Here is an 11600-nt window from a genome sequence, read left to right as displayed (position 1 = left end):
TGCTCGGCTGCGCCGACGGCCGCGGCGCCGGCCACGCGGTCGCCGCCGGCACCCCGGTACCGCGGTAGGCGTGGCCTCCCCATGTGCTGCCGCGGTGTCGCGGTAGGAGGCCCATGTGCTGCGAGGTCGTGGGAGCGCCGGAGTCGCGGTAGGCGCGGCCGGACCCCCATGTACTGCGGGGCGGCCCGGTGTCGCGGACGCCTGCACTCGCTCGCCGCGGCCGCCGACTGGGTGCGGGCGGGGCGGGTCGACCGGCTGTGCCGGCGGTCGCGGCGCCGGGCATGCGGTCGCTGCCGGCGCCCCCGTGCCGCCGTAGGCGGGGCGCGGACTCCCACGTACTACGCGGTCCTACTTCCGCCCTTATTTCGATACAGTGCTGCTCTGTATTGTTTCCCCATGGTCACCACCAGCCGCGGGCCTGGGCGGCCGCGGAGTGCCGAGGCGGACGCCGGCATCGTGGCGGCTGCGCTCGACCTGCTGATCGACCGCGGCATCGGTGCGGTCAGCGTCGAGCAGGTCGCCCGGCGCGCCGGGGTCACCAGGGCGACGGTCTACCGGCGGTACGCGGAGCGGGACCAGCTGGTCATCGCCGCGATCAAGGCCGGGCACCAGGAGCCGGCGGAGCTGCCCGAGGTCGCCGACGTCGAGGAGATGCTGTCGTACTGGGCGCAGACGCTCGCGCGTCCGCGGCTGCGTCAGCTCACCCGCAGGCTGATGACGTCGATGCAGGACCATCCGGACTTCGCCAAGGCGTACCGGGAGGCGAGCATCGACCAGCGCGACCGGGCGATCGCCGCCGTGCTCGAGCAGGCGCGCGACCGCGGCGACTTCCCGCCCGACACCGACCTGGCGGTCATCCAGCGGATCCTCACCGGCGCGGTCGCCACGCACCTGCTGACCTACCCGGACTCGTGCAGCGCGGCGGAGATCGAGGAGTACCTCGTGCACGTGCTGCGGCACACCACCTACCGGAGCAGCCGATGAACACCGCCGTGGTTACCGAGGGGCTGGTCAAGACGTACGGCGCCACCCGCGCACTCGACGGCCTGGACCTCACCGTCCGCATCGGCGAGGTCCACGGCTTCCTCGGTCCCAACGGGGCGGGGAAGTCCACGACCATCCGGGTGTTGCTCGGGCTGTTGCGCGCCGACGACGGCCGGGCGCGCCTGCTCGGCGGCGACCCGTGGGCGGACGCGGTCGAGCTGCACCGGCGGCTTGCGTAGGTGCCTGGCGACGTCGAGCTGTGGCCCAACTTCACCGGCGGTGAGGCGATCGACGTGCTCGGCCGGCTGCGCGGCGGGCTGGACAGGAAGCGCCGCACCGAGCTGATCGACCGGTTCGAGCTCGACCCGACGAAGAAGGGCCGCACCTACTCCAAGGGCAACAGGCAGAAGGTCGCGCTCGTCGCCGCCCTGGCGTCCGAGGTGGAGCTGCTGCTGCTCGACGAGCCGACGTCGGGGCTCGACCCGTTGATGGAGGCGGCGTTCCAGGAGGTGGTCGGCGAAGTGCGGGCGGCCGGGCGCACGGTGCTGCTGTCCAGCCACATCCTCGCCCAGGTGGAGCGGCTGGCCGACAGGCAGGGCAGCATCGTGCAGTCGGGGACGCTGGCCGAGCTACGGCACCTGACCCGTACGACCGTGGAGGCGGAGACCGCAATGCCGGTCGGCGGTCTCGGCGACCTCGCCGGTGTGCACGATGCCGACGTCGCGGGCACCCGGGCGCGGTTCACGGTGGACGCGGAACACCTCGACGCGGCGATGAAACACCTGGGGGAGTACGGCATCCGCGCGTTGACCACGCACCCGCCCACCCTCGAGGAGCTGATGCTCAGGCACTACGGGGCGGGAGCGGCGCGATGACGCGCCGCTCGGTGGCCGGCGCGCTGACCGGCTCCGGCGCCCTGGTGCGTATCGGGCTGCGCCGCGACCGGGTCAAGCTGCCCGTCTGGCTGCTCGCCGTCACGGCGTTCGTGCCGTACTTCTACACGGTGTTGTCGATGACGACGACATCGCGGCAGCAGCTGCAGGAGTCGGTCGACCTGCTGAACAACGCGATGGGCCGGGTGTTCGCCGGACCGTTGTTCGGCCTCGAGCACGTCACGCTGGAGCGGTACTTCCTCGGTTACACCATGGAGTTCCTGCTCGCCGCCGCGTTCATGAGCATCCTGCTCGTTGCCCGGCACACCCGTGCCGAGGAGCAGAACGGCCGGGCGGAGCTGGTGCGTGCGGCCGTGGTCGGCCGGCACGCGTCGTTGACCGCAGCACTCGTGCTCGCGGTGCTGGCGAACGCCGGTCTAGGCGGGTTGATCGCGGTTGCACTCATGGGGCTGGGCTTTCCCGGCGACAGCTCGTTGCTCTTCGGCGCAGGCGTTGCCGCGACCGGCCTGGTCTTCGCCGGCGTCACGGCCTGCGCCACGCAGCTGACCGAGCACTCCAGGGCCGCCGGTGGGTTGGCGGCCATGGTGCTCGGTGTGGCGTGGGCGTTGCGGGCGTTCGGCGTGGTGAACGACGAGGACGGCGGTGCTCTCGCCTGGCTGTCGCCGTTGGCGTGGCCGCTGCTGACCCGCGTGCTCGACGACCAGCGGTGGTGGCCGCTGCTGCTGTCCGTCGGGTTCGCCGTGCTGGCTACCGCGGGCGCGTACGTGCTGTCGGCGCGGCGGGACTTCGGTGCCGGCCTGCTGCCGTCCAGGACGGGGCGCGCCGCGGCGCCGCGGTGGGTGCGGTCGGTGCTCGCGCTCGAGGTGCGGCTGCGGCGGCGGACGATCCTGTGGTGGCTCGTGGTGCTGTTCGCCGCGGGCCTGGTCTACGGCAGGCTGGGCCCGCTGGTCGCAGCGAGCGCCGACGCCGACTTCTTCGGCGGCGGTGTGGACGTGCTGCGCGGGTACCTGAGCCTGATGGTGGTCATGATTACGTCGGTGGTGGGCGCCTTCGCCATCCTCGCGGTTGCAGGCCTGGCGCAAGGACGAGACCGGTGGCCGCGTCACGCCGGTGCTCGCGGCCGCGACCGGTCGGTCCGCCTGGTTGGGCAGCTCGATCCTCGTCGCCGGGGGCGCCGCGGTGCTGCTGCTGACCGCGACCGGCGTGGCGACCGGTGTGGGTGCGGTCGCCGCGGGCGGTGACGCGAGCCTGGTCGCCGAGCTCACCGCCGCGTACCTCGTCCGGGCGCCCGAGGTGCTCCTCGTGCTCGCGCTGGCGGCGCTGCTCTTCGCCGCCGTGCCGCGAGTCGTGGGTGTGGCGTGGGCGGTGCTCGTCTACGGCGGGATCGTGCGGTTCTTCGCGCCGAACCTGGGGTGGCCGAGCTGGCTGATGAACACCTCGCCGTTGCAGCACATCCCGCGGTTGCCGGTCGAGGACTTCGCATTCACGCCCGTGCTCGCACTCCTCGCCGCCGCAGCCGTACTCGGCGCGCTGGCGTTCGCCGCGTTCCGGCGGCGCGACCTGGCCGGCGGCTAGCCGTCAGCGGAGGTTGCGGCGCAGCCGTACCCGGTAGGAGTAGTGCTCGGGGTTGAAGTAGCTGATCGCCAGCTCGACCGGCTGGTTGGTCGAGCTGAAGTAGAGCCGGTCGACGCGCAGCAGCGGCTGGCCGGGGCAGCAGCCCAGGTATTCAGCCACCTCGGCCGTCGCGACGCCGATGGTGATGCTCTGCTCCGCTTCGGAGATGGGATCGGGCAGCCGCGGGTCGAGCAGGCCGATGACCGTGATGTGGCTGGAGGCGCCAGGTTCGAGCAACTCCGGTACGCGCTCCACGAGCTGGCCCACGGCCGGCGGCAGGTGCACGGTGGTGTGGCAGAACGGCACCTCGTCGTGGATGCGGAGGAACGCGAGCTTGTACACCCGGTCGGACTGCAGCCGCAGCCGGCCGGCGGTGTCCAGGTCGACCTGCTGCCGCAGCGGCGAGATCAGCCGCATGTTGGTGTCGATGGACAGGCCCATCAGGTCCTCGACCGACCCGAACTGCCTGAGGTACTGCCCCTCACGTGGCGCCGCGAACGTCCCGCGCCCGGGCACCCGGTAGACCATGCCTTCGGCGACGAGGTCCTGGAACGCGCGCCGCACCGTCTGCCTGCTGACCTTGTGGCTCTCGGCGAGCTCCGCCTCGGTGGGCAGCCGTACGCCGTCGGGGAACTCGTGCCTGAGGATGGCGGCACGCAGCTCTTGCGCCAGCCGAACGTACGCACTGTCGCGACCGCTCGCGCCGGTACGCTGCGCCATCTGCCACCTCCCCGAACTCACCTGCGAATGTAGTAGGAGCACTCCTCCATGACGTCAGCGGTCACGATGTCGTCTCACGCGTCCAGGCCGCCGCGCGAGACGAGCTGGCGGACGATGACGTTGCGCTGGATCTCGTTGGTCCCTTCACCGACGATCATCAACGGCGCGTCGCGGAAGTAGCGCTCCACGTCGAACTCGGTCGAGTACCCGTAGCCGCCGTGGACGCGTACGGCGTTCAGCGCGACCTCCATGGCCGTCTCGGACGCGAGCAGCTTCGCCATGCCGGCCTCCATGTCCACCCGCCTGCCGGCGTCGGCCTCGCGTGCGGCGTGCAGGGTGAGGTGTCGCGCCGCGGACAGCTTCGTGGCCATGTCGGCCAGGTAGTTGCCCACCGACTGGTGCCGCCAGATCGGCTTGCCGAACGCCTCGCGCTCCTGCGCGTACTGCAGCGAGTCGTCGAGCGCGGCCCGGCCTACGCCGAGGGCACGCGCCGCGACCTGCAGGCGCCCGGTCTCCAGGCCCTTCATCATCTGGGCGAACCCGTTGCCCTCGACACCGCCGAGCACGGCGTCGGCCGGTGCCCGGTAGTCGTCGAAAACAAGCTCGCAGCTCTCCACGCCCTTGTAACCCAGCTTCGGCAGGTCCCGCGAGACGGTCAGGCCAGGCCCCTGCTCGACGAGCAGTACGGAGATGCCCTTGTGCTTCGGCTCGGCGTCCGGGTCCGTCTTGCACAGCAACGCGATCAGCTGCGACCTGCGCGCGTTGGTGATCCAGGTCTTGCCGCCGTTGATGACGTAACTGCCGTCGTCCTTGCGGGCGACGGTGCGCATGGCCTGCAGGTCCGAGCCGCCGCCAGGCTCGGTCAGCGCCATGGTGGCGCGCACCTCGCCGGTGGCCATCCGCGGCAGGTAACGCTGCTTCTGTTCCTCGGTGCCGAAGTGCAGCAACAGCTTCGACACCACCGTGTGCCCGCCCATGGCACCTGCGAGGCTCATCCAGCCGCGGGCGAGCTCCTCGGTGACGAGGACGTAGCACGACGCCGACACCTCGGTGCCCTCGTACTCCTCAGGGATCGCCAGACCGAAGATGCCGAGCTGCTTCATCTGCTCGATCAGGTCTTCCGGGTAGGTGTTGGCGTGCTCGAGCTCCTGGACGACCGGCTTGATCTCCTTGTCCACGAAATCACGTACTGCCGCGACGATCAGCTGTTCGTCGCGGCTCAGCAGATCGAGAGTGCTCACCTGGTCGGCTCCTTGGTCGGGCTGGTTGACTTCTCAGACGACTCCGTCGGCGCGGAGACGTGCGATGGTGGTGGGTTCGTGGCCGAGCGCGGCGAGGATGTCGTCGGTGTGCTCGCCTGCGGCGGGCACCGGGTCCATCCGCGCCGTGATCCCGGTGAGGTTGGTCGGCGGTACGAGCGCCTGCATGCTGCCGCCGGGGATGCCCACGTCGCGCCAGCGGTCGCGCTCGGCGAGCACCGGATGGTCGAGGAACTCCGGTACGGAGTTCACCCCGGCGTTGGCGATGTTCGCTGCGTCGAGCCGGGCCATGGCATCGGCGCTGTCGAGCTGGGCGAACCGTGCCGACACCACGGCGTTCAGCTCGTCGCGATGGGCGACCCGGGCAGAACCGGTGGCGAACCGGGGGTCGTGCACGAGGTCCGGCTGGCCCAAGAACTGCCGGCACAGCTCGGCCCACTCGCGTTCGTTCTGGATGGCGAGGAGCACGTCCTTGCCGTCGGCGGCGGTGTACGGGCCGTAGGGCGCGATCGTCGCGTGCTGTGCGCCGACCCGTGGCGGCTGGGTGCCGGCGTACTTGGTGTAGTACGCCGGCTGGCTCATCCACTCGGCGAGTGCGTCGAACAGCGAGACCTCGACGGCCGGCGCGTTCCCCGTCGTCGCGCGGGTGAGCAGCGAGGTGAGGATGCCGGAGTACGCGTACATGCCGGCGGCGATGTCGGCGACGGAGATGCCGACCTTCGCGGCCTCCTCGGGCGTGCCTGTCAGTGACACCAGGCCGGTCTGGCACTGCACCAGGAGGTCGTAGGCCTTGCGGTCGGACCAGGAGCCGGCCGAGCCGTACCCGTTGACCGTGCACGCCACGAGCGAAGGGAACCGCTCGTTCAGCGTGGCGGCGTCGCACCCGAGCCTGGCCGCCGCTCCCGGCGCGAGGTTCTGGACGAACACGTCGGCGTCGGCGAGCAGCTGGTCGAGTATCTTCCGGCCGGCCGGTGCCTTGAGGTCGACGGTCAGCGACTCCTTGGACCGGTTCAGCCAGACGAAGTAGCTCGCCTGGCCGTGCACGGTGGTGTCGTATCGCCGGGCGAAGTCGCCGCCGCCCGGCCGCTCGATCTTTATCACCCGGGCGCCGAGGTCGGCAAGCTGCCTGGTTGCGAACGGCGCTGCCACGGCCTGTTCGACGCTGACGACGGTGGTGCCTTCGAGGGGGAGTGGCGCCATCGGATCAGTCCCTGACCAGTGGCAGCTCAGTGCGCAGCAGCTCAGCGGCACACTGCCAGGTGATGCCGTCGAGCAGCTTCGGGACGTCCTCGCCGCACGCGGCGAGCTTCTCCCGCAGCTCCGCGTCCGTGGGCGGCCGGCGCGGAGCACCGGGCGGGTCACCCAGCCGCGCCTGCAGCGTCCGGCCGCCGGCCAGCGCCACCCGTACGTCGACCTCGCCGTCCAGCAGGCCGTCGCCGCCGGGGGTGCGGTCGACGTCGACGCGGGACAGCAGCTGCTGCGCCTCGCCGCGGCCGACCGCAGGGTCGGTGAAGCTGGCGAACCCCGGGTAGTCGTCGAGCAGTGTCGCCGCGACGGCGTACTGCATGCTGAACTTGCCCTGCAGGCCGGTACGCGGGTAGTTGTGGATGAGCGGCTGAAGGGTGGCCGCGGGCGTGGACACCGTCACGTGCGCGACCTGGTCGTCGATGTCGCCGCGCAGCCCGCGGAGCGCGGCGATCGGCCGCTGCATCGCGTAGCAGCAGGGGAACATCTTTATCGCGAGGCCGCCTGGCACGGCAGGTCCGCTGGTGTCGACCGGCCCGGCCGTGCCGCCGACCAGCTCGAGCCAGTCGTCCAGCGCGCGCGGGTCGGCGGTCGCGCCGGCGCGGGCCAGCCGGGCAGCGCGGATGCCGGCCTCCGCCGCGAAGCCCACCTGTAGCGACTTGCCGTCGGTGCCGAACGCCGTCTGTACGCCGCCCGCGCCCGGTACGGCAAGCGCCATGGCGGTGGCCAGCTGCCGTGCGGACAGACCCCAGGCGACCCCGGCGGCGACGGCCGCGGCCGGTGCGCCTGCGGTGCAGGTGGCGTGCCAGCCCGCCGCGTAGTGCGACCAGCCGAGCATGGTGCCGAGGCGGGCCATGACACCCGCACCGGCCAGATACGCCCGGGCGTCGCCGCTTGCGGAGAGCACCGTCGGCGTGATCACCACGCTGATGTGCGCCGTGGACTCGACGTGCAGGTCGTCGAAGTCGAGCACGTGACCGACGGCCGCCCAGCGCGCCACCTCGGGCAGCTGCGCGGCGATCGTACGTACCGGGTGGTCACGCGCAGCGAGCGTGACGCCGACCGTGTCCACGAGCGACCGGTGCGCGAGGGCCAGGTCATCGGTGTCCGGGACATAGTCGTGTGCCCAGCTGGCGAGGGTATCCGTGATGCTGACCATGGTCGTGTTTTCCGCTTCCGTCGGGCGTCGTTGCCTACGACGCGGCCTGACCCAACCATTTGTACGGCCAAAAACTGACGAGGTCAACTCCCGTTGATTCGTAGAGATTGCGAGTTGCTATTGACGTCCGCCAGCCGGCACGCCCACAATGTCGAAACCTTTGTACGGCCATTCATGACACGACTGGTCGCAGCACTCGACGGCGAGCGGGGCGCCGCTGAGGGGAGATGGCGATGCACGCTCGCCCGGAAGGGCTGGACCGGTACCTCGCGTCGTGGGTGCCCGGCCCGGTCACCGTGCGCGACGAGCTGCCGGCCGCCCCGGCCGAACGGCTGGGCGCCCTGCTCGACCTGCCCAGGCCGCTGCCGGACGGCGACCTGTTGCCGCCGATGTGGCACTGGCTGTACTTCCTGGAGTGGCCGGCGCAGGCCGAGCTCGGCGCCGACGGCCACCCGGGGGAGGGACACTTCTTGCCGCCGCTGCCCGACCGGCGACGGATGTTCGCCGGTGGTCGGGCGGAGTGGCGCGCGGCGCCGACCCTCGGGGTGTCGGCCAGCCGGGTGAGCACGCTGCACGACGTGCGGGTGAAGCAGGGCAGCAGCGGCGAGATGGTGTTCGTGACCGTACGGCACGAGATCAGCCAGGGCGCGCAGGTGTGCGTGGTCGAGGAGAGCGACTTCGTGTACCGCAGCGGGGAGGACCCGCGGCGGCAGGCGATGCACGCGATCGACACCGAGCACGCGCCGGCCGCGGACGCCAGCTGGCAGCTGGCCCGTCGCCCGGACCCGACGCTGCTGTTCCGGTTCAGCGCGCTCACCGCGAACGCACACCGCATCCACTACGACGCGCCCTACACAGAGCAGGTGGAGGGCTATCCCGGGCTGGTCGTGCACGGGCCGCTGCTCGTGCTGCTCATGCTCGAGCTGGTGCGCCGCAGCGCGCCTGAACGGCAGCTGCATTCATTGACGTACCGCCTGCGGCGGCCGCTGTTCGCCGGCGAGCAGCTGCTGGCGCTCGGTGAACCGCAGCCGGACGACGGCGCCGAACTGCGCGTCGCAACCGCACGTGAACCTCGGCACGCTACGGTCGAGGTGCGCTTTCTCGAAGGACCAGAGGCAAGGAGGCCACAGTGACGAACGGCGTGACCACGGTACTGACCGGACCAGGCGAGCTGGAGCAACGCGAGTACCCGGTCTCCGACCCGGAGGTCGGCGGGGTTGTTCTGCAGATGATTCGCGCCAACGTCTGTGGTTCCGAGGTCCACATCCTCAAGGGGCACCACCCATTGATCCAGCCCGGCTGCGCCATCGGCCACGAGGGCGTCGGCCGGGTCGCGCGGCTCGGCGAGGGTGCCACCACCGACTTTGCCGGCGCGCCGCTGAGCGAAGGCGACCGGGTGGTCGCCACCTACTTCGCGGCGTGCCGCCGGTGTCCGCAGTGCAACAGGGGGGACCTGCAGATCTGCGGTAACGCGTACCAGCGCTGGTCGAGGCCGGCGGACCAGGCGCCGCACTTCTACGGCACCTTCGGCACGTACTGGTCGCTGGGTCGCGACCAGTACGTCTACAAGGTGCCTGACTCGGTGAGCAGCAAGGCGGTCTCGTCGGCCAACTGCGCGATCTCGCAGATGGTCAGCGCGACCCACCACGGCCAGGTGCGGCGCGGCGAGAAGGTCATCCTGCTCGGTGCCGGCGGGCTCGGGCTGGCCGGAGCGGCGATGTGCCGCGAGGCGGGCGCCGAGGTGTTCATCGCCGAGATGGCGCCGTCCAGGCTGGCGAAGGCGAAGCAGTTCGGCGCGCACCACACGGTGGACCTCACGGCGGCGGCCGACGGCCCCGGCCGGGTCGAGATGCTGCGCGACCTGACCGGTGGCGGCGGGGACGTCGTGGTCGACCTGACCGGCGTGCCGAGCGCGTTCGCCGAAGGCGTGCGGATGGTGCGGCCTGGCGGCCGGTTCGTCAGTGTCGGCAACATCAGCCCGAACAAGCTCACCGACTTCGACCCCGGCCTGTTCACCCGTTCCGGCGTGACCATGCACGCGGTGATCAGATACGCCCCGTACCTGCTGTCGGACTCCATCCGCTTCATCGAGGCCACCCCCCAGTACCCGTGGGAGGACCTGGTGGACGCGGACTACGAGCTCGGCCAGGCGCGCGCGGCCGTGCAGGCCGCCGAGGACAAGAAGGTCACCCGCGCCGCGCTCGTGATCGCGGACGACTGACCGCTGCACACCCACGAACGGAAGATGCGAACGATGACCGAGGGCACCACACAGGCCTACATCAACGGAGCGTCGGTGGCCGCCGCCGACACCTACGACAACATCGACCCGGCGACCGGTCAGGTCCTCGGTGCCGTCGCGCGCTGTGGTGCGGCAGAGGTGGACCAGGCCGTCGAGGCGGCGCGGCAGGCGCAGCCGGCGTGGAACGCCACGCTGCCCGAGCATCGGGCACGCATGCTCACCACGATCGCCGACCTGATCGAGCGTGACGCCGAACGCCTCGCCCGGCTGGAGAGCGAGGACACCGGCAAGCCGATCTCGCAGGCGCGCACCGACGCGACCGTCTGCGCGCGGTACTTCAGGTTCTACGGCCACGCGATCGACTCGTACTACAGCCACACCATCCCGCTGGCGCAGGACGTGCACGTGTACACGCGCAACGAGCCGTTCGGTGTGGTCGGGTCCGTGGTGGCGTGGAACTACCCGCTGCAGCTGCTCGCCCGCGCGGTAGCGCCTGCGGTCGCGACCGGCAACGCGACCATCATCAAGCCGGCGGACGAGACACCGCGTACGGCGGTGGAGGTCGCCAAGCTCGCCACCGAGGCCGGGCTGCCCGCGGGGATCTTCAACGTGGTGCCTGGGATCGGCGCGGAGGCCGGCGCTGCGTTGGCCGCACACCCGCAGGTCGCGCACATCGGTTTCGTCGGGTCGCCCGAGGTGGGGTCGAAGATCGCCCACGCCGCGGCCGACCGGGTGGCACCGGCGTTGCTCGAGCTCGGCGGCAAGAGCGCGCACGTGGTCTTCGGCGACGCGGACCTGGACACCGTCGCCACGTTCGCGACCAAGGCGATCCTGCAGAACGCCGGCCAGACGTGCTCCGCGGGCTCCCGGTTGCTCGTCGACCGCTCTGTGCACGACGAGCTGATCGCGAAGGTCGCGGAGAACTTCGGCAAGGTCACCGTCGGCCGCGGCCTGGACGATCCCGACCTGGGGCCGCTGGTCTCGACGAAGCAGCAGAGCCGCGTCGTCGGCATGGTCGACCGGCTCGGGCGGGGCGAGGTGATCGTCGGCGGCGACGTACCGAAGGACGACGACCTCGCCGGCGGCGCATACTACTCGGCGACGCTCATCGACGGCGTCGACCCGCAGTCGGAGATCGCGCAGCAGGAGGTGTTCGGCCCGGTGCTCGCCGCGATGACGTTCGACAGCGAGGAGGAGGCCGTCGCGCTCGCCAACGGCACCGACTACGCGCTGCTCGGCGCGGTGTGGACCAGGGACGTGGGGCGGGCGCACCGGTTGGCCGGACAGGTCCAGGCCGGCCAGGTGTACGTCAACACCTACGGCGCCGGGGGCGGGGTGGAGCTGCCGTTCGGCGGCTTCAAGCGTTCCGGCTACGGCAGGGAGAAGGGCATCGAGGCACTGGACGCCTACACGCAGACCAAGACGGTGGTCGTCAAGCTCTGACGGGCGGCCGCGACAGCAGGAAGCACCAACGACCGTTGCCA

9 protein-coding genes and 2 pseudogenes are annotated in these 11600 nt (G+C 71.2%); 7 read left to right on the top strand and 4 right to left on the bottom strand.

The window, feature by feature from the left end:
- Positions 1–81: 81 nt before the first annotated feature.
- The 4 genes and pseudogenes from GEV07_18290 to GEV07_18275 all read left to right on the top strand — a co-directional run bounded on the left by GEV07_18290 (position 82) and on the right by GEV07_18275 (position 3452).
- Positions 82–984 carry a TetR family transcriptional regulator gene (locus tag GEV07_18290; GenBank protein ID MQA04573.1) on the top strand — a complete coding sequence of 301 codons (903 nt, stop codon included), beginning with the start codon at positions 82–84 and terminating at the stop codon, positions 982–984.
- Positions 981–1859, top strand: a pseudogene (locus tag GEV07_18285) (ATP-binding cassette domain-containing protein). The gene GEV07_18290 and the pseudogene GEV07_18285 overlap by 4 nt, the downstream one beginning before the upstream one ends.
- A gap of 837 nt (positions 1860–2696) precedes the next feature.
- Positions 2697–2774: pseudogene (locus GEV07_18280) on the top strand (heterocycloanthracin/sonorensin family bacteriocin).
- A gap of 246 nt (positions 2775–3020) precedes the next feature.
- A complete protein-coding gene (locus tag GEV07_18275) occupies positions 3021–3452 on the top strand; it encodes an ABC transporter permease (GenBank protein ID MQA04572.1) in 432 nt (143 codons plus the stop codon).
- Positions 3453–3455: 3 nt separating this feature from the next.
- Here GEV07_18275 and GEV07_18270 read toward each other — a convergent pair whose 3' ends face one another.
- The 4 genes from GEV07_18270 to GEV07_18255 form a co-directional block, all read right to left on the bottom strand.
- The gene (locus GEV07_18270; protein ID MQA04571.1) at positions 3456–4211 is read right to left on the bottom strand and encodes a UTRA domain-containing protein; all 756 of its coding nucleotides are present in this window, start codon (positions 4209–4211) and stop codon (positions 3456–3458) included.
- 74 nt (positions 4212–4285) lie between these two features.
- Positions 4286–5452, bottom strand: coding sequence for an acyl-CoA dehydrogenase (locus tag GEV07_18265; protein MQA04570.1), 1167 nt, complete (start codon positions 5450–5452; stop codon positions 4286–4288).
- Between the two features lie 33 nt (positions 5453–5485).
- Complete coding sequence (locus GEV07_18260) at positions 5486–6670, bottom strand: CoA transferase (GenBank protein ID MQA04569.1); 1185 nt, start codon at positions 6668–6670, stop codon at positions 5486–5488.
- 4 nt (positions 6671–6674) lie between these two features.
- Positions 6675–7874, bottom strand: coding sequence for a 2-methylcitrate dehydratase (locus GEV07_18255; GenBank protein ID MQA04568.1), 1200 nt, complete (start codon positions 7872–7874; stop codon positions 6675–6677).
- Positions 7875–8101: 227 nt separating this feature from the next.
- On the opposite strand from GEV07_18255, the gene GEV07_18250 reads away from it, so the two are divergent.
- From GEV07_18250 to GEV07_18240, 3 genes are read left to right on the top strand one after another with little or no spacing between them, the layout of a single operon-like run.
- Positions 8102–9007, top strand: a complete 906-nt coding sequence (locus GEV07_18250) for a hypothetical protein (protein ID MQA04567.1) — start codon at positions 8102–8104, stop codon at positions 9005–9007.
- On the top strand, positions 9004–10095 hold the full coding sequence (locus tag GEV07_18245; GenBank protein MQA04566.1) for a zinc-binding dehydrogenase: 1092 nt from the start codon (positions 9004–9006) through the stop codon (positions 10093–10095). The genes GEV07_18250 and GEV07_18245 overlap by 4 nt, the downstream gene beginning before the upstream one ends.
- A 33-nt stretch (positions 10096–10128) precedes the next feature.
- Positions 10129–11559 (top strand): aldehyde dehydrogenase family protein, encoded by a 1431-nt coding sequence (locus GEV07_18240; GenBank protein MQA04565.1) that lies wholly within the window; start codon positions 10129–10131, stop codon positions 11557–11559.
- Positions 11560–11600 lie beyond the last annotated feature (41 nt).

The sequence above is a fragment of the Streptosporangiales bacterium genome (genome assembly GCA_009379825.1).
Lineage (GTDB): Bacteria > Actinomycetota > Actinomycetes > Streptosporangiales > WHST01 > WHST01.
This window is presented reverse-complemented; position numbering and strand designations above follow the sequence as displayed.

Coding starts and splice junctions, on each gene's coding strand:
- GEV07_18290 (MQA04573.1), top strand. CDS start 82: ATGTGCTGCCGCGGTGTCGCGGTAGGAGGCCCATGTGCTGCGAGGTCG.
- GEV07_18270 (MQA04571.1), bottom strand. CDS start 4,211: ATGGCGCAGCGTACCGGCGCGAGCGGTCGCGACAGTGCGTACGTTCGG.
- GEV07_18260 (MQA04569.1), bottom strand. CDS start 6,670: ATGGCGCCACTCCCCCTCGAAGGCACCACCGTCGTCAGCGTCGAACAG.
- GEV07_18255 (MQA04568.1), bottom strand. CDS start 7,874: ATGGTCAGCATCACGGATACCCTCGCCAGCTGGGCACACGACTATGTC.
- GEV07_18250 (MQA04567.1), top strand. CDS start 8,102: ATGGCGATGCACGCTCGCCCGGAAGGGCTGGACCGGTACCTCGCGTCG.
- GEV07_18240 (MQA04565.1), top strand. CDS start 10,129: ATGACCGAGGGCACCACACAGGCCTACATCAACGGAGCGTCGGTGGCC.